We start from the raw sequence: 21213 nt of genomic DNA on the forward strand, positions 1-21213 counted from the left end.
CTAGATCACTCCAGTCTATGAAGGAGAACAGCCCCGCTCTTTAGGCAAGCATACAAAATCAAGATATTTACCTGTAAAATGGGCCTTGTCATACGTGTCAATACATAGAAAAAGCCGCCGGAGAATTCTACCCCAGCGACATAAATGTTTTCATTATGGTTTTGGACTTAACAACTGGCGCAGTTCCAGCTCCAGTGTAGGAGCATCTACCATGCCAATTATCTTCTTTCGTACGATCCCATCCGCGTCAATCAAGTAAGTAGTTGGGAATGCCAACACCTTATAACGGTTCGACACAGTTCCAGCTACGTCCATCGGTATCGGAAATGTCAGCTTGTAGTTGGTGACGAAGGCCATGGCTGCTTCCGGGCTGTCATTGCTCGTGACGTTCACGCCATACAAATCAACCTGCCCGCCATATTTCTCATAGACTTTTTGTAAATCAGGTGCCTCCATCTTGCATGGTCCACACCACGAAGCCCAAAAATTCAAGACCAATGGTTTGGCCCTTTTTCCTTCTACCTTGTACGTCTGCTGGTCCAATCCGGTCAGTGTAAAATGAGGAGCCGCAAAGCCAACTTCCGGTTTTTGAACCTCTGCTACGATTGCGGCTGTTTCTTGAGGCTTTTCCCAAACAGCAAGTCCGACCCCCAACAATACGATCACCGCGAGCAACAACTTTTTCATTTTGTCACCTCTGCCCTACTGAGTTAGAATCCCGTAAAGCCTCCGTACATTTGAATGAGAACGCGTGTAATATCCGTCAGCTTATCTGTATACAGAAGAACACCGAACAAAATCATAATGGCTCCTCCGATTTTCATAAACAGGTCGGAATACTTCACAATCGCTTTCACCTTACTGATGAAGAACGTCATGACAAAAAATGGAATGGCGAAACCAAGTGTATACGCCAATGTGTAAGCCAAGGCGCTTGAAGGATTGGATACGCCCATGACGATAATGCCTGAAAGAATAGGTCCCACACAAGGTGTCCATCCAGCCGCATACGTCATTCCCACCAGTATGGACCCAGTATACCCCAATGGCCTCGATTTTAAATCGATTTTAAAAGAACGCATCATCCAATCCATTTTAAACACGCCAAGCATAACCAAACCAATAACAGCAAGCAAAATACCGCCTAGTTGACGAATCAAGTCCTGCTGGTCAGTGAACAAGCTTCCGATCCAAGATGTAGACAACCCCAGCGCAATGAAAATGATCGAAAACCCGACAATGAAGAAAAAGGTATGCAAGAAGGCTTCCTTGCGAAAAACCGCTCTCCCTTTCTTTACTTCATCAATTGTAACCCCAGTTATGTAAGACAAAAAGGACGGATAAAGCGGCAGGCAGCAAGGGGAAATAAACGAGAGAAAACCTGCTGCAAAAGCCAAAAAAACAGTAATATCGCCAGTCATATGTACCTCCGGTGGGTATTTTTTCCACTATCTTCTCATTGTATCGAATCTTTTCCCCCTTCAAAAGTAGCAATGACACTTTGTCTTAAATCCGTGACATTTTACTTTAGATAATAGCTCATTCAGATCACTTTCACGAATACTTCCATTGTACACAAAAAAAGAGGCGGATGTACTCCGCCCCTTCCTAGCTATTCTCTTCTTATTGAATAGTAACTTTGTCGCCATCTTGAAGCAGTGTTTGCCCTTTTACCACGATCTTATCGCCGGCAGACAAGCCTGTCAAAATTTCGATCTGATCACTGGAGGATTTGCCTGTAGTGACCTCGACTTGTTTTGCAATGTCACCTTCCAGCTTGAATACGTACTGCTTACCATCGCGATCAAAAACGGCACCGCGCGTTACAACGATTGATTTTGCTCCACTTTCCCCAACCGATGGGAAGGTTACATTCACAACCATATCGGACTTCAGCTCATTGGATGGGTTTGGAATCGTAATCTCCACCGGGTATGCCTTCAGCTGTGTATCCATGACTGGACTCATCGCTGTTACCTTGGCATCAATCGTTTTTCCAGTCGATTGTACGTTTACTTTTACGATAGTTCCTACTTTTACTTTTGTAATATCAGCTTCTGACAGATTTGCTTTTACCAGAAGTGGGTTCGTGTTAACGACAACCACAACCGGTTGCTGACCTGTCATTTGACCAACTGCGCCGTTTACGCTGGAAATATATCCATTGATCGGAGACGTCACAGTCGCGTTCGCCAATTGCTCACGAGCATTTTGCAGACTTACTTGTGCTTGCTGCACAGATGCTTCGGACACTTGCACACTTGTTTTTTGCCCAGCAGATTGCAATGCCTGCTGCGCGTTATCATAAGAAGTCTGTGCCGTTGTCAGTTGGGAGTTTGCCTGTTCCATCTGCTGTGCAGAAATCGCTCCTTGTGAAAAGAGCTGTTGCATCCGCTGCTGGTTTACTTTTGCATCCTGAAGGGCAGTTTCTGCCTGCTTCAGGCTATTTTTTGCTTGAACCAAGCCTTGATCAGAGCTGCTGCCTGCTTGGTTTAAGCTGGCTTTTGATACGTTGTAGGCTGCTTCTGCTTGCTTGACACTGTTCACCAGATCTTTTTCATCGAGCTTGAACAATACTTGACCTTTTGTCACGTATTGGCCCAGTTTCACTGGCAGGGAAGAAATTTTCCCACCCATTTTCGGGGAGACTTGCACTTCCTCACTCGGCGCCAGCTTAGCCGTGAGACCAGAATCTGATACTACTGTGCCCGTAGCAACTGTTTCAACCTGTACAGGGGTTGCCGCTTCCACCGTTTCCGTAGGCGGCGTTTCCGCTTGCGGGCTGGAGCACCCTGCCACTAGCGTGATGGCCAGCAATGCCAAAATGACGGGTTTTTTACTTAGTTTCATGTATGTCCCTCCTCTTCCCACAAACGTCTTACGATTCCAAAGCGGGATTGATTTTCTTTTGTTTCTTTTCAAGTTTCTTTTCCAGTTTCAACTTGCGCTTCAAGCGTCTCTTTTTCCCTGCATCATCAAACCAGGATGCAACGACAGGAACCAGAACCAGGGTAATCAATGTTGAGAATCCAAGACCGAAAATAACCGTCACGGCCATTGGTGCGTTCGTCTCAGAACCGGCACCGCCAGAGAATGCGAGTGGTCCAATCGCTAGAATCGTGGTGAGTGTCGTCATCAAAATCGGACGAAGACGAATCGGCCCAGCGTGCAGGATCGCATCATACAGCTCCATACCTTTTGCACGCAGTTGGTTCACGTAGTCGATCAATACAATCGCGTTGTTCACGACCAGACCGATCAACAAGATGTACCCGATCAAAACCCCAACGCTGATCGTTGTGCCTGTCGCCAATAGTCCTAGCAGAACGCCTGTAACAGTTGGCGGCACGGAAAACATGATGATAAATGGAGTGTATAACGATTCAAACTGCGCTGCCATTACCATATAAAGCAACACGACTGACAGTACAATCGCGAGAGCAAGGCTACCGAATGATTCCATCATTTCTTCACTTTGCCCGCCAAAATCGACTGTGTAACCATCCGGGAGATTCAGCTTCGAAATTTTCTCTTGCACTTCCCGTGTAACAGAGCTCAGGTCACGCCCTGCCAAATCACTCGTTACTTGAACTTCACGGCTTGAGTCGGCACGGTTAATCGATACTGGCACATCTACCTTACTGATAGTCGCAACCGAGGTGAGTGCGATCTGTGCCCCACCAGGAGCAGAAATTCGCATATTGTTCAAGAAGTTGATATCTTCCTGATACGTTTTCGGCAGCTTCAGGTTGACGTCAATCTCATCATCACCCGTGCGATAGTACGTTACCGTTTGACCTTGGAAGGAAGTGCGAACACTGGAGAGAATTTGTCCTGTTGTCAATCCGTACAGGCTCGCTTTCTCAGCATTGATCTTCACTTCCAGCTCTTGTCTTGATTCTTCCAAGCTGGTTGTTACGTTACTCGTACCAGGTACCTTCTCAATTTCACCTTTAATGATACCACTGATGTCTTTCAGTACGGCCAAGTCATCCCCTCTAACCTTCAGTTGAATGGGGGAACCAGTAGACATACCGGATGGTGCGCTTACCTTAATTTCCGGTCCAGCAATATGCTTCAGCTTTTCCTGGAGATCCATCACAATTTCATTGGAGGAACGAGTTCGCTCCTTGAGGTCTACCAGCATCAGGGTGATCGTCCCTTGATTGGAAGACAAGGTACTGGCGATTGGTGAAACATTGCTACCAACCGAAGTCGCAACAATATCTTTCTCCGGAATAGTGTTGACAATTTCTTCCACTTGTTTTGTTACTTTTTCCGTTTCAGCCAGAACAGTACCATTCGGCATTTTGATGGAGATATTTACCTGACCCTGGTCCATGGCCGGGATAAACTCTGCCCCGATCATCGGAGTTAATGCGAGAGAGCCCACCATCAGGACAACCGAAGAAATCATGACTGTTTTACGATGGCCCAATGACCATTTTAACAATCTTTGGTAGCCTTTTTCTACTTTGCTAAATCCAATGTTGAACCAAGTAACTGGATTAATTCCACGATAGTTCTCATGATGCGTATGCGACGGAATTTTGTTTAAAATTCTCGAACTAAGCATCGGCACGAGCAAAATAGAGAATACAAGCGCTGCAATATGTGAGTAAACAACCGTCAATGCAAGTGGTCCAAACAACTCAGAAGCAATACCTTCCGTGAGGGCAATCGGCAAGAATACGCAAATTTGCGCCAAAGCCGAAGCCATTACTGCCGTACCTACTTCTTTGGAACCATCCAATGCGGCTTCCATCATACCTTTTCCCTGTTCTCGATGACGGAAAACATTCTCGAGCATAACAACCGCAAAGTCAATCAATGATCCCAATCCCAATGTCAAACCGGAAAGGGAAATCAGGTTGATCGTCTGTCCAGACATGTACATCAGCAAGAACGTAGCAACGATCGATACAGGGAGAACGATGACCGCAATTACCATGGATCGCAAGCTGCCCAAGAAGAAGAACAGCAAGATCATACCGATACCGCCACCCAACAGGGCATGTTCAGCGGTCGTGTAAACGGAATCCTTGATGTAAGTGGATGTATCCAGAGTCGTAATGATTTTTACGCCTTCTGGCAGCTCGCTTTTGATTTTCTCCAGCTCAGCTTTTACATCATCTGCTACCTCAATGGTGTTTCCGCCAGAAGCTTTTGTCACTTTAATGCCCAAGCTAGGCGTTCCATTGACGTAACTCAATTGTGTTACATCTTGATGCGTGTCTTTTACTTCGGCAATATCGCTGAGCCTGATGGAGTTTCCTCCGACAGAGATTGGTGTCAGCGCGATTTGTTCGACATCGGCAAACTCACCTTGTACACGGATGTTGAGCTTGGCGTCTCCCTCGCGTACTGCTCCACCAGAACCTGACAAGTTGCTGCCCTGTAGAGCTTGCTGAACTTGGTCAAGTGACAATCCATATGCCGCCAGTTTGGCTGGGTCGACTGTAACATCGATGATCCGGCTTTGTCCGCCGCTGATGGAAGCAGATGCGACCCCATCAATTCGCTCCAGGCGTGATTGGATCATATCCTCTGCCATCTTTTTCAATTTGTTGATATCTTGCTCACCCGTCACCGCAAACTCAATAATCGGTGTACTGTTCGGGTCAATGCGCAGTACGCGTGGCGCTCTAGCTGAGTCAGGCAAAGAGCCACGAACCTGATCTACCTTCTCCCGCATGTCGAGAGTCGCCTGATCAAGGTCTGTCCCCCAGTTAAACATGAGGATAACCTGCGAAGCGCCTTCCATCGATACCGATTGTATATTATCTAAATCGGATACCGTTGCAAGTGCGTCTTCGATCGGCTTCGTTACCAGTTTTTCTACCTCACTCGGAGATCCGCCATCAACGGATGTAACCACGACAGCAACCGGGAAGTTAAGATCCGGCATGAGATCAATCGCCAAGCGAGGCAGTGAGACGAAACCAAAAATCAGCATGGCCAGAGTCAACATGATCATGGTGACCGGGCGTTTAATCGATAGTTCAGAAAGATTCAATCCACTCACCTCTTCTTTATATATCTGCTAATTTTTGTGAGAAATAGTTCGCATAACGAAATGAATAAGGTGAAACTCACAGTAACATTTCGTTTAACGAAATATAAAGGGGTGAAACCATTTTTAAACGGTTTGTGAATTTCCCCATTTCACATCTTGCTGTTGGTATACACGCTCTGTCAGTGACACCCACACAACTCGTCGATCTGTTTGGTCTCGGAACCTGCGTACCAGGTTTTCCTGCTCCAACCGGTTAATAAGACCGGAAGTTGTGCTGTATGAAAGACCGACAGTCTTACTTATGTCCCCCATGGTTTTTGGCCCGTTTCCAAGCTGCTCTAGAATCAAGACCTGTTGCCAGGTTACATCACTTGTATCCAGCTCTTGCTCAGAAATCGTGGTAAACAAAACACTGGCTTCTTGCAGGAGTTTTGCCAACTGAATCAGTTCTTTCATAAGAACCTCCCTTGCCATCCTTACTTAACCACTTCACACCCATACTAATCGTTTATTTCCCAAAAATAATTCTACTGAAATGTATATGTAGTGAAGTCTACCCAGGGGTAGATTTCTGACAAGGATTTATCTATCTGGAGATAGACGACAACGCATGCTAGAATGAAGTTAAGTGATTATCCGGCAGAGAAAGAAGGACTTCTCATTGTTGAAGATAATGATGAAAGCCATACAAAAACGTTTACTGATCATGTGGTTTTCCATCTTAATTGTATTAGCTTTGCTTCCTGATTCATTTAAACGGGAAACTCCGTTGCAATTTTCTCTTACCATTGTACTATTTATTTGTTACCTTGTGGTATTTTGGACTTCCAAGAAAAAATGGAAGCCTTTCCAATTCGAATTAGTTACAGTTGTGCTTGGAATCGTTTCTATACTAAAGTCCCTCATCTTGGGTGGAGAGGGTTTCGGATTGATGCTCCCACTCGCTGTTTTTATCGGATTTCACGTTCATGGACGCCGTGCGTTGGCTTATGCTACTTTTTTTGGTACGTGTAGTACGCTTTTTTTATATTTTGAAGAAAATCTGAAATTCACGCACATCATCTCTTATATTCTTACGTATGTGGGTTGCTATATCGGCGCACGTGGCTATCGGATTCAAACAGAAGCATACGAAACCAACCAACAGCACCTGGAGCAGCTGCAAAAAGCACATACAGAGTTGCAAGAGGCACACTTACAACTTCAAGAAGCGGCGCTCCATTCCCTTCAAGTAGCGGTTCTGGAGGAACGAACGAGAATTGCCCGTGATATCCACGATGCATTGGGTCATAGTTTGACTTCACTCATTGTCCAGCTGCATGCCCTGAAGTATATGTTGCAGGATGGTCCTGACAACGCCCAAGAAGCCGTGCGCAACATGCTCGGTGTTGCCAAGCAAAGTCTGGAGGATATTCGCACGTCTGTCCATACTCTGGCTTTGGATAAAACCTCCTTGGGGCTTACGCCTCTGCGAGCTCTATTATCTCAGGCTCAAAAGCATACAGGAATAAAGATGGATCTGATATGCTCCGATCTGGACATCCCGCTCTCTCAGGAAATGACGATAACGTTTTATCGAATTTTGCAAGAAGCGATCACCAATTCCCTACGTCATTCTGATGCAAAAGAAATTCTCGTCATCATTGAACAAAAGAAGGACATCCTTTTGTTGTCCATCCGAGACGATGGAAGCATCACGAGTGACCAAAAAATCAAACCTGGCTTCGGCCTAACTGGCATATCTGAACGGATTCGGCTATTGAACGGAACTCTCGCGTATCGCATTCGAGAGCCCCACGGATTCCAACTCGATTTCAGCTTTCCGATTCGCCAGACTGAACCTGAAAGGAGCATGCGAACATGACCGGTAAACAAAAAGAAGGAGCCATTCGCGTGGTCCTAGTAGATGACCAAACCATGATTCGCCAAGGTTTAGGTTATGTCATTCAAATGCAATCCGACATGGAGGTAATTGGGGAAGCTTCCGATGGCGTAGAAGCTGTCGAGCTGATTGGCGCCCTTGCACCCGATGTCGTTTTGATGGATGTTCAGATGCCCAACAAATCGGGTATTGAGGCCACAAGAGAAATCATGCAGCAGCATCCTCGCACGAAGGTATTGATTCTTACCACTTTTGACAATCACAATTATGTGGTGGAAGGAATTCGTGCTGGAGCTGTTGGCTATATGCTAAAGGATGCCGACTCTCAGGAAATGCTTGATCTAATACGCAGAGCACACCAGGGAGAAGCCCTCTTCCACACCGTGACAGCTGCAAAAGCCCTTGCCGAAGCTCTGCAAGGTCAACGTGAGACACCTGATTCGACTACCACCTCCCCATCAGTCTTGCTAGATGAACTCACGGATCGAGAGCTGGATGTACTTCAACAGATCGCAGATGGCTATCGAAATGATCAGATTGCGCAAAACTTGTTCATATCTGAAGGCACTGTAAAAACACACGTGCATCGGATCTTGCAAAAAATGGGCGTCGAGGATCGTACCCAGGCAGTGGCAAAAGCTCTGCGGCACAAAATCGTGAAATAAATCAGATAGTTTTAGGCAGGAGGATTAAGTGGAATCAAGTTTCCATCCTCCTGCTTTATGCTGATGGAAACCTCTTCGCCCAGCTGTGCGCTGAACATCGCTTCAAATACGGCAGCAGCCGCTTTCTTCGCATCAATCACCCGGCAAATCACTGCCAACGTCCTCTCACTTTCTTCCCCACCGTCGCTGTGGCCGTTTCCTGTCTTTCCCAAGCATTCGTCCAACAGCTGTTCGATCAAATAACGCATTTCAATCTCTGACTCACACAAATGGGGAAAGCGAATGATCATTGGATGGAAATCGTTCTCTTTCATGACCTGATATCCTTGTTCTTTCATCTCTTCTGCCCAGCTCTGCAAAACCTCATCAGGCCTTCCCTCGATCTGCTCCGCCATGATAGCAAAATAGTCGCCAATTTCCCCTACATTGCCGTAATGAACGGTATAAAGGTGCTCTGATTCCTCATACCAAACCTCCCAGTAGCTCCACCTCGTTTCGCTTTTTTTCAGCATCCGAATCACCGTTGTTCAGCTCCGTTCAAATTGTAACCGTTTTGTAAATTATTCCACTGATCGACAGACCTTGACAACAACTTACAAAAAGATTGATTCAAAAGACTTGCAACTTTTTCGTAGATAGGACTATTCGCTCATTTGAACATAAAAAAAGACGGATATTCGATCCGTCTACAGTCACATTCCCTTTTGTATTTTTTTAGGAAATGGAAAGAGGTAAACGAATCTCAAAGCGGGCTCCTTTCAGTTTCGGAGAGTTTTCCGCATAGAGTTCGCCACCGTGATCCGCGATGATGCGTTGTGTCGTAGACAAACCCAACCCCGTTCCTTCTTGTTTGGTCGTATAAAAAGGAACGAACAAATTTTGCAGGCAAGAATCTGACAGACCGGGTCCGTTGTCTTCCACAACTATGATTACTTGATTGAGAGATGAGTATACTTTCACATGAACGAGGTTGCCTTGGGTCATCAATGCTTCAAGCGCATTTTTTAAGATGTTCAAGATGGCTTGCTTGATTCGTGAACGATGACCAAACACATGCCACTCGCCTTGTGCAATGTCCAGCTCTAGCTTGATTCCTCTTCGATTTGCTTCTGGCTCCAGTAAACGAATGACGCCATATAACTCGTCCATCACTAAGAAACGTTCCGATACGATTTTATCATCCCTGTACCGGGCCAAAACAAGGACATCGTTCAATAGCCCATCAATGCGTTCAATTTCCGTTAAGATAACAGAAAAATAAGATTCACTGCGATTTGCTTCTCCTTGCTCCCTCAACAACTGAATGAAGCCCTTGATGGCTGTCAATGGATTGCGAATCTCATGTGCCATCCCAGCAGCAAGTTGTCCAACTGCTGCCAGCGCTTCACGCTTGCTCAATTCTTCTTCGTACTTTTTGCTTTCCGTAACATTCCGAAGAACGGCGATCGCTCCCCACATCTCTGTGCCGTAATAAATGGGACTCGTACTCACTGTCGTCCATTTTCCTCTGTATTCCGCAACATAATGGCCAGACTGCCCGCGTTCAATCACCCACTGGACAAAACGCTCGCTTACATGAGGACGAAGGGCATGATCAATGTTTTGACCAATGAGTTGATTCCGATCTACGCCAAATAAATGACAGACAGCGTAATTCGCTTCAATGACCCTGAACTGGCGGTCGATCATCAGGACGGCAATGTCACTGGACTGCAAAACCAATTGGACAAGCTCCTGTTCAGCGAGCATTGTAACATCTTCTCCTTTAGCCGAACTTGTAGGAGAAGATGCTGTTTTCTCAACCGGAAATTGATGCGAATTTTTGTTGAAGACATCGTCCATTTCATGCAAAATATAGTCCATCGATTGATAGAGACGAATCTGTGCCTGTAAAAGCTCTACTCGCTCCGTATCCGTCGAGGCAAGAGAAAATGCGTTGTTATTCATTTCTTCAATAATAACGTCTCGACACTTGCGCAGAAATTGCTGCAAATACGTAAGATTCATTCCGAGCAACGAAAATTTATACGCAATTTCGCTCCATTCTCGCTCGAATGCATACGTGTCGACTACTTTTACTACTTCAATCCATTTCGTGATTTGCTGAATAAACAAAGCCTCTGTATTTTCGCGGTCTTCTAGAAGCAAAGCAGAGTAATGATGATCTGAAAGAAAGGAAAACGTCTTGGCCACCGCCGCAGGGACCAAATGAGTAAGATACTTACTTATTCGATTTTTCAAAACACTCTGGCTCCTTTTCTCCGTGCTTCATTGAGGCTATTTTTCCAAGTATGTATAGGCTCTATTATGGACGTAAATGAGACAAGATGTAAAGCGGCTTGATGATATCCTGGTGCAGGGAATGACACCATCCAATCAGGTTCTCTTCTTATCCTTACAGACAAACAATCTCGGCTAGCATCCTATTATCGCGCGCTTTTTATCTCCTTTTTCGGACACCCTCACCTCCTGAACATGTTTGACTGAAACCGCTTTCCCAACATTTTCTATCATATCACGATCGAGCATAAAAAGGTCAAGGATGTTTATTATTCAACCATCCAAAAAGCATTTGCCCCCGTAGAGACAAATGCTTTCACTTTATGAATGGGCTTTGACAGCGTAGTTGCGCAAATCCGATTTTACCGGACTATTAGGGTTGGTTCCTGTATGCGCGCGCTTGAAAGCCTCGCTTTCTGTCCAATTTTTAAACGATTCTTCATCTGTCCATTTCGTAAAGACGATGTATTCGTCACCTTCCGTAGGTGCCAGGAAAAGGAACTCCAAAAAACCAGGAACCTCCTTCATCCGTTCTCCTCCATTACCAAATGCACGTTCCAAATGGGATTGGTAGTCTGCTGGTACAGTCAGTCTGTTCATGGATACATACATGATGGTCACACGTCCTTTTCATTGGGTTTATCTACCATCTCCCATTATACTACTACTTTGGCGAAAAACCTAAAAACCGCAAACGCTATTCGCGCCTGCGGTTAATTTGTTGCTCGAGCATGATATCCATCAAAAGTGTATCCTGCAACGGATCTTTCGGGTCTACCGTCAGCAGGGCAGCGACAGCGGCCATCGCACATCTAACGGATTGGTAGGAATAAAAGGCATCTCGCTCCGATTCGCTGAACAAAGATATATCCGATCGCTCTTGCGGCGGGTATGGGAAGTCAGTCTCGACACCAGCACGATCCAGAACAATGAGTGCCTGTTTAATCGCAATCAATGCCGCGCTGACACTAATGCCGTATTCTTGGCGTAGATCTTCCCAAACCTGAAAAGCTGATTTTTCTACCCTTTCCTGATTAGGACGCGTAATGATTCCTGTTTTGCGCCCTTCTTTCAATAACCAATCCACAAATATATCGTTGCGTGGAGGAAAAGCGTATACTTGCAGCTTCATTTCCAATTCTGTCGGGTTATCCTTGGCAAAACGCGCGTGAGCCAACGACATTTCGTAACGCCGAGATGGATGCCCAGGAACCGTGACAAAGACCGTATCTTGTCGCACGGCTGCGATTTGCAGCTTGGTTCGCGCTGGTATCCTCCCTTGAGGCGCCTTTTCCCTGCGAATATTACCAGGAATCAATTCTACTCCGAATTGATGGTACTCCAGCGGTGAATCTATCCAGGGAATGGGCTCTCTCGTCTGTATTTCGTATAGCCCGTTAAACGTCACCCATTCGCCCGGGCGACGCTGGCTGCGAACCAAAACAGCATGAATTTCCTTCTCTGGCGGCAATTCCGTATCTTGATCCTCCTGTGGAGGATGCATTCGCTTGTGTTCGATAAGAATGCAGTCGGTCATGAACAATCGCTCGAGCAATTCCCGCTTGCTCACCCATTCATATCCGATGCGGTAAATCCGATTTTTCATCGGCTTCACCTCCTTTTGATCGCCATAATTGCATCACTGGTTTGTTTCTATTACCCTACCATATGTAATCGTCGCCTTGTCCGTGCTAACGGGATCGTACAATCCGCTGAAGCGCTTGCGATGCTTCTTCAGGTGATTCGGCCTGGCTGATCGCACTGATAATCGCGACCCCATCCGCCCCGGCAGCAAGCACTTCAGCAGCATTTTCCAGTGTAATGCCACCAATTCCGACGATAGGCAAATCATTCCCGACTGCCTTGCGGATCTCCGCTAGCCCCACTGGTCCGATAGGCTCTCCAGCATCTGCCTTGGAACGTGTAGCGAACATCGCTCCTACACCGATACAATCGACGCCACCGTTTTGGGCAGCGAGCGCCTCTTCGACCGTACCTGCCGAAACACCGATGTACATCTCGGAGCCAACTTTGGCTCGTACTTCTGCCAACGCCATGTCATCTTGCCCGACATGGACGCCATCTGCCTGCAAACGAATCGCCAGATCCACATCGTCATTCACAAAAAATACAGTGTCATGGTAACGACATAGCTGTTGCAGCTGTCTGCCCAGCTCATATTGTTCCCGAGCAGTCAGCTTGCTTCCTTTATCACGTAGCTGAAGCGTGCCCACTCCTCCGCGCAATGCTGCTTCCACAATTTGCACGGTCTTTTCGCTGGAATACCCGCAATCCTGCGTACCAACGACAAAGTAGACACCCATCTTTTCCCGAAGTCTTTGTATATTTCGCATGCTTTATTTTCCCTCCCAACGATCCAATGCCTCTCGATAAGCGCTGGCTGCTGACTTGGCATCAGTTGCATCGGTGATCCCCGATAAGACAGCAATGCCCGCACACCCTGCTTCCAAAACTTGCGCAGTCCGATCCGGCGTAACTCCGCCGAGTCCGATGATCGGCACATGCCATCTTGCGGTCATCTGCGCGAGTTCGATTGTTCCTCTTGGCGCAAGACCAGGCTTCGAACCACTCGCAAAAATATGCCCGTAGAGCAAATAATCGACTTGTGCGGCAATGGCTTGCTGTGCTTCCTCCACGGAATGGACGGAACGCCCTATTTTTTGACCAGTCTTCAGCACCATTCTCGCTTCCACAGGAGACAGACTATGGTATGCCAGGTGAGCACCAGCACAACCCGACGCAGCTGCCACGTCCACCCGATCATTTACGATCAAGGACGAAAGGGGGATGACATTCGCCAATGCCTTTACCCAGTCCATGCATTCCTTTGCGGTACGCTGTTTTTCCCGTATGTGTAAAAAGTTCATACCACCTGCAAAAGCAGCTTCTGCCATTCGCAATACATCCTCAAGCGAATGCCGACCGCTCGTAATCACATGCAGCTCACGAGTGCTTGACATCAGGTTGGACACCGCCTCCAGCGAGTGCTGTCACACATTCCTGCAGCCATTGCGTCGTCCGGTCTTCTTTGTCCGTCGGCGACTGAGCCAACAGCTCAATCACGAGCCGACGCAAGAAAAAAGCTTGTTGTACGGTAAGTGGAAAAGTAATATTTTTTGGCTTGGTTTCCTGTTTCTCCAATGTCTCTACGCCCGCCAACAAAATATCACCGATGGACTCCACGAGTTCGCGAACCTGCTCATTTTGCTTCAATTCGTCATAACAGCCATCATATAGTCTGCACAAAAGTAAAAACGCCTGTGACGACAAGGTCACCGGCTGTACATTCTGCATCGGTTCCGTCATACGTTTCCCTCCACTCGCTAGAAAAACAAAATCTATTATATCACATCATGACCTGTATCCATTAAGAAAACCGCTGATTGCTCAGCGGTCTTTTGCAGTTCCTTCATTTCGATCATTATGGTTCGATTGTCGCAAATTTGTGTTGCGATCGTTTTCATCCAGCGTTTTACCACGATTTTTCCCGAGGTCTTTGCTGTTGTTGTTCTTTCCCAATTGATTCACCTCCTAGGTCATTCATAGGATAGCGTAACCAATTCGGGTCACTTTATTAGCTGGTTGGAAGTAGTCTCTTTCGTTTGTAGATCGCGTAGCCGATGGCGAACGGTACACGCCACCCGAGCAAAAACGCCAGGGTAATGAAATAAGTCACACCTGCAAAAATAAGCGTAGTCGGTACACCAGTCCACCAAGAGCGGATCAGCAAGCCAATCGGTGCTGCTAGCGTCCACGTAATCAGTGCCGATAATAATTGTCGACCCGCAGATTCATACGTTCGCTGTCTGTAGCTCTTGAACAACAGAATCGAGATGATCCATCCCACCAGGAAGGGGGCTAATGTTTCGATAATCCCCATGACCGTGACAGGGTAGTTATGAATGATTTTTCCGTAATAAACAAAAAACACGAAGGCGATCAGATCCCCGAGCAACAATAAATAGCCCGGTGCCGACAAACGCAGTCTCATGTATACCCTCTTTTCCGGGTCTTGTCAGAGTAAACCCTCTTGGTTCACCCCTATTGTACACATGCGCTGAACGCCCTTCAATCAATCCAAGCCTTTATTCACCAAACAGCAACAATTGCAGCTTTTGCTTGGCTTCCGGCCATTCACGATCGAGTATGCTGAAGTATACCGAGTCGCGAATGTATCCATCTGGCATCACCATATGATTGCGCAGGACTCCTTCTCGAATGCCGCCGATTCGGGCGATGGCACGTTGCGAATTCAAATTGCGCGAATCTGTCTTGAGCTGTACGCGAATACAACCTAGCTGTTCGAAGCAGTGGCGCAGGAGAAGCCATTTACATTCCGTATTGACACCCGTTTTCCAGACGGATGGGGTCAGCCATGTAAACCCGATTTCCAATCCGCGATCCTTTTTCGCTATTCCTAAAAATCTCGTGCTCCCGATAACCTGCTCATCTGTTTGGCGAATAATAACGAATGGCAATTCCGTGTGGGCTTGTTCATTTTTTAAAGCCTGCAGGATAAAGGCCTGAGCATCTTCTCTTGTTCGAATGGTAACGGACATATACGGCCAAATCTCTTCATAGGCGCCTGCTTTCCAGATACCGTCCACATGGGCCATTCTAAGCGGCTCCAATCGGACCAGCTTGCCTTCCAAGATTACAGGTTCAATATTTAACATGTCTGCCTCTCCTCTACTGTTCTGCTTCATCTATCAAGCAGAACAGCTTCCCGAAATTTTTCCAATGATACGGGCTCGCGAGGACACTGTCAAGACAAATAACAGGATGTTACGCTTCTTCATTAATAATGACTTGCTTCCCTCTGCGCTTTAAGAAGATAGGGATTAGCAACCACAAAAGCGCACAAACCAGAAAAGCAGCGGAAAGCGGCTTTGTCAAAAAGATGGAAAAGTCACCATTCGAGGTGGTCAACGCTCTTCTCATGTTATTTTCAATCATCGGTCCCAACACAAGGCCGAGGACGAGCGGTGCCAGCGGAAAATCGTTTTTCGTCAGATAATAGCCAGCTACTCCACAAATCAGAAGCAAAATTAAGTCAAACGTACTGATTTGCACAGCGTACACACCGAAAACGGATATCGCGATAATGAGCGGAAGTAGGAAATGGGATGGTGTTTCAATAATTTTGGCAAACACTTTTACCAATGGCATGTTCAAAATCAACAGCATGACATTGCCGATAAACATACTTGCAATCAAGCCCCAGGCAATCTGCGGATGATCACTAAACAATAGTGGCCCCGGCTGTACGTTATACATCAATAATGCACCCATTAAAATCGCAGTGGTACCGGAGCCAGGAATGCCCAACGTCAACAGTGGAATCATTGCACCGCCAGAAGCAGCATTGTTTGCAGACTCCGGAGCTGCTACACCTGCGATCGCTCCTTTTCCAAAACGGCTAGGATCTTTGCTCAGTTTTTTCTCAAAAATATACGAGAAGAAGGATGCGAGGGTAGCGCCAGCACCAGGCAAAACACCAATGAAAAATCCGAGCAACGAGCCGCGTGTAATCGGTCCGGCACTTTCTTTCAGGTCTTTCCTGGTAGGGAGTACTCGCCCCACTTTAATCATTTCCTTGGTCGATTGATCGTCTTCCAGAATGGTCTTGAACACTTCTCCTAGAGCGAACAAACCAACAGCTATTGTAAGGAACTCTAGACCTTGATACAAATCAGGAATATCGTAGGTGAATCGCGCCACGCCCGATACGGTATCCATCCCGATTGTCGCAAGCAAGAGCCCCATGACTGTCATAATGAGGGCTTTGGTCATGGATTTTCCGCCAAGTCCGCTTACGGCACACAAGCCCAGCAGCATGAGAGAGAAATACTCAGCAGGGCCGAACTTCAAAGCCAGATCTGATAATGGATCAGCCAAAAACACGAGGGCAATCAATGCTACGAGCCCCGCAACAAAAGAACCGATAGCCGCAATCGACAGCGCTGCACCAGCACGTCCTTGTTTGGCCATTTGATAACCGTCCAATGTCGTAACGACAGACGAGGATTCACCTGGCGTATTTAACAAGATGGACGTTGTGGAACCACCGTACATCGCACCATAGTAAACGCCTGCCAACAAAATCAGTGCGCTAGCCGCCGCACTTTCAGGAGGTAAGCCAGAGGTCAAGGAAGCAGTAACGGGCATCAATAATGCGACTCCGCTCATTGGACCGATGCCGGGAAGAACCCCTACCGCAGTACCAATCAGGACGCCAATAAAGGCAAAGACAAGATTATGCCACTGTAAGGCAACGAGAAAACCATCCGCTAAAAATTGCAAGGCACTCATGCTAATCTATCCCCCTCCCTAGACGCCTAGCCAGGCAGGTAGTCCTGGAAGCGTACCTTTTAGTAAATGCACATAGATGACATAAACGCCTACTGAAAACAACAGGGCAACGATTCCCGATTTCAGGACGCTTTTACTTCCCATCACGGTGAAGGCGTACAGAAGGAAAGCGAAGCTCGAGATGACATAACCGAGTTTCTCTAACAACAAAACATACAAGAGTGTCGCAGCCAAAATGAATATAAATCGCTTGTATCGCAGTGGACTCTGTGACTCGGATGAGGAAGCACCCACGCCTTTCTTGTAGGTCTCCCATAACAGTCGCAAGCTCAATAAGATCAGGATGACACCAAGCCCGAGTGGAAACATATTCGGCCCAACCTGGCTTCCGTATGCACTAGACGAAATATTTTGACTTTCAGCGATAAAGAGTGCGCCTACTAACGCAAAAATCAGGCTGCCGATACGATCAAACATCAGGTTCATGTATACCTCCTAAGGTGTGGAAAAAGGAGGGGATGCCCCTCCTCTCCCTACTTCGACATCCCAAGTGATGTCAACAGTTCTTTGACCTGCTTATCTTGTTCGTCCAGGAATGCTGAGAAAGCAGCAGCGTCCTTGTACTCACTTTCCCAACCGTTTGCAGCCAATTCTTTTGTCCATGCCTCATGCGTGGAAAGTTCTTTCAGCTTTGCATCCCAATAAGCCTTTGCGTCTGCTGGCATATCAGCTGGTCCGAAAACACCGCGCCAAATCGTGAACGTCGCATCAATACCTTGCTCTTTTAACGTCGGAATATCTTTCAGATCGCCGCCGAGACGCTCATTAGAAGTAACGCCCAGTACGCGGATTTTCCCTGCTTTCAAATATTCACCCACGCTGGAAGCATCTGTTGCAATGATATCCGCATTGCCGCCCAACAAGGCAGCCATTGCTTCTCCGCCGCCATCATACGAAACGTATTTGACACTTTTCGGATCAATTCCGTATTTAGCTGCTGGCAATACGCCGATCAGATGGTCCATTGATCCTGGAGCAGAGCCACCTGCCAGCGTAATCTTGCTTGGGTCAGCCTTGATCGCGTCCAGCAAGCTCTTGATATCCTTATGTGGTGAATCCGCTTTCACAACGAGCGTGCCGAAATCTTTCGTCATTTGCGCCAATGGTGTAACATCTTTGTAGCCAAATGGGCTGTTCCCTTCTTTTTTGTTATTGTTAATCAAGATAGGAGGAGAGCTAACAAATAATTTATAAGGATTGCCTTTGTCTTTGCTTACATACTCAGCCAAGAACACGGTTCCCCCGCCACCCGGCTTATTTTCTACTGTGATGGTTTCTGTCACCAGCTTGCTTTCCGCCAACACCTTTGCTACCGAGCGAGCTGTCTTATCCCAGCCCCCACCTGCACCGGATGGAGCTACATACACAATCGGCTTTTCTGGGTATTTGGATGCCTCTGCGGCAGGCTGCGTCGATGGAGCTGGTTGCGCTCCTGGACTTGCTGTTCCCGTATTTCCAGTACCTCCACCACAAGCAGCCAATGCTAGTGTGAGAAAAGTAGACACTGTAATTAGCACTTTTTTTCTTTTCATCAAACAAATATCCCCCTTAACCCGCTTGTTTGTAAGCGCTATCACGCTTGCACATAATGTACCATCGCGGAAGGTAGGGGGAATAGTTTTCGTGCATAAGGTCTATTTTGAAAATTAATCACGTTTTGTTCATATTGTTCATGGAACATTACGGAAGATAGCGATATTTTCTTTCCGGTCTGCCAACGGTGCCATATATCAAGTCAGCACGCGCCTTTTTTTCCAGGACCAAGTATTCTAAATACCTTCGTGCTGTTGTTCGACTGGTTCCAATCTCGCGGCCAATCTCCTCCGCTGAGACCCCCTTGTCTCCCGTCTGTCTGATCGCTTCGATTACTTTTTCCAGCGTTAAAAGATCAATTCCTTTTGGTGCAAGCACATCTCGATTTCTCGGCGCGACTAATCTTCTGGTCAGCATTTGGTCAATGACTTCCTGGTCTACCTCGACAGCTTCTCTCGTCCGGATGACATGCTCGCGATAGCTTTCCAACCGTTCACGAAAGCGCTCGAAAACCAGCGGCTTGACGATATAATCGAATACTCCGCCGCGCAGCGCTTCCTGGACCATTTCCATTTCCTTGGCTGCGGTGATCATGATCACGTCTACTTCGCGGTAATGTTGACGAATATACCAGACCAGCTCCGTTCCCAGCATGTCTGGCAAGTACACATCCAGCAAAACGAGATGAGGGCGGGTACAAGACAGTAATTCTTTGGCATCCATCCCATTCGTTGCTGTAGCAATGACTTCAAAACCTTCAATCTTGCTGACAAATCGCTTGTTGATATCGATAATCCGCATATCGTCCTCTACGATGAGAACCTCCAGCTTCCTCAAGACGCCACCTCCATTCTTTTGCGTAGGGATACTGTGAAAAGTGCGCCTCCTAGCTCGCTTTTGCCAACGAGAATATAGCCGTCCAATTCGTTAATAATTCCATGCGCCTTGGCCAGACCAATTCCACGATCTTCGCCTTTTTTCGTTGAGAAACCGTGCTCGAATATTTTTTCTCGCAGTTCTTCCCCAACTCCCGGTCCCGAGTCCTCGATTTCGAACATGATCTCATCTCCCGTGTCAGACAAATAACACTCCACTCTTTTGTGCTCGACACTTGGTTCATTAACAGCTTCCAATGAATTTTGGATCAGGGTCCCCAATAAAACCACGATCTGCTGTCGGTTGATCGTCGGCGGGAGCTCCTTCAAGTGACTGTCGTAATGGATGACGAATTGAATTTTCAGCTCCTTGGCTCGATTGTGCATGCCTAACAGCAAAGCCCCTATTAACGGATCGGGAATTTGCTTCGCCAAAAACAAAATCATCTCTTGCTGTGCGGACGTTTCACTCGTTATCAGCTCGACTGCTTCCTGAATCGAGCCAAGCTGCAGCAAACCGGAAATGGTATACAACAAATTGTGAAATTCATGTGTTTGGGCGCGAAGTACATCTGCATAACGCCTCGCTTGGGACAATTCAGAAGCTAGCTGGTCAATTTCCGATTTGGGACGAAAGCTGCTGACTACTCCTACGACCTTCCCTCCGAGCTTGATCGGAAGTCGATTCACAATAATTTCTTTTCCGCTCATGATGGACTCGCGATCTAATTGATGCTCACCTGATTCCAGCACTTCGGGCATGCGGCTGTCTGGAAGCACTTCAACGATTTCTTTGCGATGAAACTCTTCTTCCGGTAAGTTCAAAATACGAATAGCAGCCTTGTTCATCATCGTGATCCGTTTATTGCGGTCAATCGCCACGATGCCTTCGCGGACTGACTCCAGTACTGCATTTCTCTCTACGTACAAAGATGCGATCTCCTCTGGCTCTAATCCCAAAATTAAGCGCTTTAAATAGCGACTGAGTGCAATGGCACCAGCAACACCACACAACAAGGCGAGAAGAATCAGCATCAATATTCGATCTTGGTAGAGGTCAATAGCCTCCTCGATATCTTCGAGCAGGAACCCAACGGAAACAATCCCGATGATTTCCCCTTTATCATTTTTGATCGGCACCTTCCCTCGCAATGATGGTCCCATACTGCCGACCGCCTTCGATATGTAAGATTGACCATGCGAGAGTCCCGGCTCGTTATCTCCTCCCACCATTTCCTTTCCAATCCGATCCGGAATCGGATGCGCATACCGAATTCCCTCATGGTTTCCCACGACCACAAACTCTGCTCCGGTTTGCACACGGACGTTTTCAGCGATGGGTTGAATGAGCGCAGGAGGGTAATCGCTTGAAAAAGCACTGCGCAGCTCAGGATCACTGGCAACAACCTTCGCCACACTCAATGCTTTTTTGCCCACCTGCTCTTCAATTGAAGACGCAACAATGGAAGAAAACACCGCACCAATTGACGAAACAATCAGAATAATAACGATAGTAATCAATAAGATCATTCTGGTTTGCAAAGACATTTGGATTTTTCTTGTCGTCAC

At 46.9% G+C, this 21213-nt stretch carries 22 protein-coding genes; 2 read left to right on the forward strand and 20 right to left on the reverse strand.

Translation table 11 applies throughout. The features are described from left to right. Nucleotides 1-153: 153 nt before the first annotated feature. The 5 genes from C7R91_RS23520 to C7R91_RS23540 all read right to left on the reverse strand — a co-directional run bounded on the left by C7R91_RS23520 (nucleotide 154) and on the right by C7R91_RS23540 (nucleotide 6472). Entirely contained in the window at nucleotides 154-687 is a 534-nt protein-coding gene (locus C7R91_RS23520; RefSeq protein WP_047067490.1) for a TlpA family protein disulfide reductase, read from the reverse strand. Between the two features lie 23 nt (nucleotides 688-710). Further along, nucleotides 711-1421, reverse strand: a complete 711-nt coding sequence (locus C7R91_RS23525; protein ID WP_047067492.1) for a cytochrome c biogenesis CcdA family protein — start codon at nucleotides 1419-1421, stop codon at nucleotides 711-713. A gap of 202 nt (nucleotides 1422-1623) precedes the next feature. Then, the gene (locus C7R91_RS23530; RefSeq protein WP_047067494.1) at nucleotides 1624-2850 is read right to left on the reverse strand and encodes an efflux RND transporter periplasmic adaptor subunit; all 1227 of its coding nucleotides are present in this window, start codon (nucleotides 2848-2850) and stop codon (nucleotides 1624-1626) included. A 28-nt stretch (nucleotides 2851-2878) separates the two neighbouring features. After that, nucleotides 2879-6016, reverse strand: a complete 3138-nt coding sequence (locus C7R91_RS23535; RefSeq protein ID WP_047067495.1) for an efflux RND transporter permease subunit — start codon at nucleotides 6014-6016, stop codon at nucleotides 2879-2881. Nucleotides 6017-6139: 123 nt separating this feature from the next. Beyond that, nucleotides 6140-6472 carry a MarR family winged helix-turn-helix transcriptional regulator gene (locus tag C7R91_RS23540; protein WP_047067497.1) on the reverse strand — a complete coding sequence of 111 codons (333 nt, stop codon included), beginning with the start codon at nucleotides 6470-6472 and terminating at the stop codon, nucleotides 6140-6142. 172 nt (nucleotides 6473-6644) lie between these two features. Between C7R91_RS23540 and C7R91_RS23545 the strand changes: the two genes are divergently transcribed. Beyond that, a complete protein-coding gene (locus C7R91_RS23545; protein ID WP_047067499.1) occupies nucleotides 6645-7880 on the forward strand; it encodes a sensor histidine kinase in 1236 nt (411 codons plus the stop codon). Then, nucleotides 7877-8563: a response regulator gene (locus tag C7R91_RS23550; protein ID WP_047067501.1), complete on the forward strand. Its 687-nt coding sequence runs from the start codon at nucleotides 7877-7879 to the stop codon at nucleotides 8561-8563. Before C7R91_RS23545 ends, C7R91_RS23550 begins: the two co-directional genes overlap by 4 nt. An 11-nt stretch (nucleotides 8564-8574) precedes the next feature. Here the strand turns inward: C7R91_RS23550 and C7R91_RS23555 are convergent, their stop codons facing one another. The 15 genes from C7R91_RS23555 to C7R91_RS23620 form a co-directional block, all read right to left on the reverse strand. Further along, nucleotides 8575-9084, reverse strand: a complete 510-nt coding sequence (locus tag C7R91_RS23555) for a hypothetical protein (protein ID WP_047067503.1) — start codon at nucleotides 9082-9084, stop codon at nucleotides 8575-8577. A 193-nt stretch (nucleotides 9085-9277) separates the two neighbouring features. Further along, nucleotides 9278-10804, reverse strand: a complete 1527-nt coding sequence (locus tag C7R91_RS23560) for a two-component system sensor histidine kinase NtrB (RefSeq protein WP_047067505.1) — start codon at nucleotides 10802-10804, stop codon at nucleotides 9278-9280. 360 nt (nucleotides 10805-11164) lie between these two features. Beyond that, entirely contained in the window at nucleotides 11165-11455 is a 291-nt protein-coding gene (locus C7R91_RS23565) for an antibiotic biosynthesis monooxygenase family protein (RefSeq protein ID WP_047067507.1), read from the reverse strand. 85 nt (nucleotides 11456-11540) lie between these two features. After that, a complete protein-coding gene (locus C7R91_RS23570; protein ID WP_047067509.1) occupies nucleotides 11541-12449 on the reverse strand; it encodes a hypothetical protein in 909 nt (302 codons plus the stop codon). A gap of 85 nt (nucleotides 12450-12534) precedes the next feature. Continuing rightward, nucleotides 12535-13197, reverse strand: a complete 663-nt coding sequence (gene thiE, locus C7R91_RS23575; RefSeq protein ID WP_047067511.1) for a thiamine phosphate synthase — start codon at nucleotides 13195-13197, stop codon at nucleotides 12535-12537. Between the two features lie 3 nt (nucleotides 13198-13200). Continuing rightward, a complete protein-coding gene (locus C7R91_RS23580; protein ID WP_047067514.1) occupies nucleotides 13201-13824 on the reverse strand; it encodes a thiamine phosphate synthase in 624 nt (207 codons plus the stop codon). Then, nucleotides 13808-14170 carry a hypothetical protein gene (locus tag C7R91_RS23585; RefSeq protein WP_047067516.1) on the reverse strand — a complete coding sequence of 121 codons (363 nt, stop codon included), beginning with the start codon at nucleotides 14168-14170 and terminating at the stop codon, nucleotides 13808-13810. The genes C7R91_RS23580 and C7R91_RS23585 overlap by 17 nt, the downstream gene beginning before the upstream one ends. A gap of 81 nt (nucleotides 14171-14251) precedes the next feature. After that, a complete protein-coding gene (locus C7R91_RS29810; RefSeq protein ID WP_255413062.1) occupies nucleotides 14252-14383 on the reverse strand; it encodes a hypothetical protein in 132 nt (43 codons plus the stop codon). 55 nt (nucleotides 14384-14438) lie between these two features. Continuing rightward, entirely contained in the window at nucleotides 14439-14855 is a 417-nt protein-coding gene (locus C7R91_RS23590; RefSeq protein WP_047067518.1) for a DUF3054 domain-containing protein, read from the reverse strand. A gap of 94 nt (nucleotides 14856-14949) precedes the next feature. After that, a complete protein-coding gene (locus C7R91_RS23595; protein WP_047067520.1) occupies nucleotides 14950-15540 on the reverse strand; it encodes a GNAT family N-acetyltransferase in 591 nt (196 codons plus the stop codon). Between the two features lie 109 nt (nucleotides 15541-15649). Beyond that, nucleotides 15650-17176, reverse strand: a complete 1527-nt coding sequence (locus C7R91_RS23600) for a tripartite tricarboxylate transporter permease (protein WP_047067522.1) — start codon at nucleotides 17174-17176, stop codon at nucleotides 15650-15652. An 18-nt stretch (nucleotides 17177-17194) separates the two neighbouring features. Continuing rightward, a complete protein-coding gene (locus C7R91_RS23605) occupies nucleotides 17195-17662 on the reverse strand; it encodes a tripartite tricarboxylate transporter TctB family protein (protein WP_047067524.1) in 468 nt (155 codons plus the stop codon). A 47-nt stretch (nucleotides 17663-17709) separates the two neighbouring features. Beyond that, nucleotides 17710-18768, reverse strand: a complete 1059-nt coding sequence (locus C7R91_RS23610; RefSeq protein ID WP_047067526.1) for a tripartite tricarboxylate transporter substrate binding protein — start codon at nucleotides 18766-18768, stop codon at nucleotides 17710-17712. A 148-nt stretch (nucleotides 18769-18916) separates the two neighbouring features. Next, complete coding sequence (locus C7R91_RS23615; RefSeq protein WP_047068602.1) at nucleotides 18917-19570, reverse strand: response regulator; 654 nt, start codon at nucleotides 19568-19570, stop codon at nucleotides 18917-18919. 32 nt (nucleotides 19571-19602) lie between these two features. Continuing rightward, the gene (locus C7R91_RS23620; RefSeq protein ID WP_047067528.1) at nucleotides 19603-21213 is read right to left on the reverse strand and encodes an ATP-binding protein; all 1611 of its coding nucleotides are present in this window, start codon (nucleotides 21211-21213) and stop codon (nucleotides 19603-19605) included.

Origin of the sequence: Brevibacillus formosus (assembly GCF_003013405.1) — a bacterium.
In the GTDB taxonomy this organism is placed as follows: domain Bacteria; phylum Bacillota; class Bacilli; order Brevibacillales; family Brevibacillaceae; genus Brevibacillus; species Brevibacillus formosus.

What these genes read in the sequence shown, in the direction of transcription:
- C7R91_RS23605 (WP_047067524.1), bottom strand. Translation starts at nt 17,662, where the DNA reads ATGAACCTGATGTTTGATCGTATCGGCAGCCTGATTTTTGCGTTAGTA.
- C7R91_RS23615 (WP_047068602.1), bottom strand. Translation starts at nt 19,570, where the DNA reads ATGCGGATTATCGATATCAACAAGCGATTTGTCAGCAAGATTGAAGGT.
- C7R91_RS23570 (WP_047067509.1), bottom strand. Translation starts at nt 12,449, where the DNA reads ATGAAAAATCGGATTTACCGCATCGGATATGAATGGGTGAGCAAGCGG.
- C7R91_RS23610 (WP_047067526.1), bottom strand. Translation starts at nt 18,768, where the DNA reads ATGAAAAGAAAAAAAGTGCTAATTACAGTGTCTACTTTTCTCACACTA.
- C7R91_RS23530 (WP_047067494.1), bottom strand. Translation starts at nt 2,850, where the DNA reads ATGAAACTAAGTAAAAAACCCGTCATTTTGGCATTGCTGGCCATCACG.
- C7R91_RS23580 (WP_047067514.1), bottom strand. Translation starts at nt 13,824, where the DNA reads ATGTCAAGCACTCGTGAGCTGCATGTGATTACGAGCGGTCGGCATTCG.
- C7R91_RS23590 (WP_047067518.1), bottom strand. Translation starts at nt 14,855, where the DNA reads ATGAGACTGCGTTTGTCGGCACCGGGCTATTTATTGTTGCTCGGGGAT.
- C7R91_RS23595 (WP_047067520.1), bottom strand. Translation starts at nt 15,540, where the DNA reads ATGTTAAATATTGAACCTGTAATCTTGGAAGGCAAGCTGGTCCGATTG.
- C7R91_RS23525 (WP_047067492.1), bottom strand. Translation starts at nt 1,421, where the DNA reads ATGACTGGCGATATTACTGTTTTTTTGGCTTTTGCAGCAGGTTTTCTC.
- C7R91_RS23600 (WP_047067522.1), bottom strand. Translation starts at nt 17,176, where the DNA reads ATGAGTGCCTTGCAATTTTTAGCGGATGGTTTTCTCGTTGCCTTACAG.
- C7R91_RS23585 (WP_047067516.1), bottom strand. Translation starts at nt 14,170, where the DNA reads ATGACGGAACCGATGCAGAATGTACAGCCGGTGACCTTGTCGTCACAG.
- C7R91_RS23565 (WP_047067507.1), bottom strand. Translation starts at nt 11,455, where the DNA reads ATGTATGTATCCATGAACAGACTGACTGTACCAGCAGACTACCAATCC.
- thiE (WP_047067511.1), bottom strand. Translation starts at nt 13,197, where the DNA reads ATGCGAAATATACAAAGACTTCGGGAAAAGATGGGTGTCTACTTTGTC.
- C7R91_RS23520 (WP_047067490.1), bottom strand. Translation starts at nt 687, where the DNA reads ATGAAAAAGTTGTTGCTCGCGGTGATCGTATTGTTGGGGGTCGGACTT.
- C7R91_RS23540 (WP_047067497.1), bottom strand. Translation starts at nt 6,472, where the DNA reads ATGAAAGAACTGATTCAGTTGGCAAAACTCCTGCAAGAAGCCAGTGTT.
- C7R91_RS23550 (WP_047067501.1), top strand. Translation starts at nt 7,877, where the DNA reads ATGACCGGTAAACAAAAAGAAGGAGCCATTCGCGTGGTCCTAGTAGAT.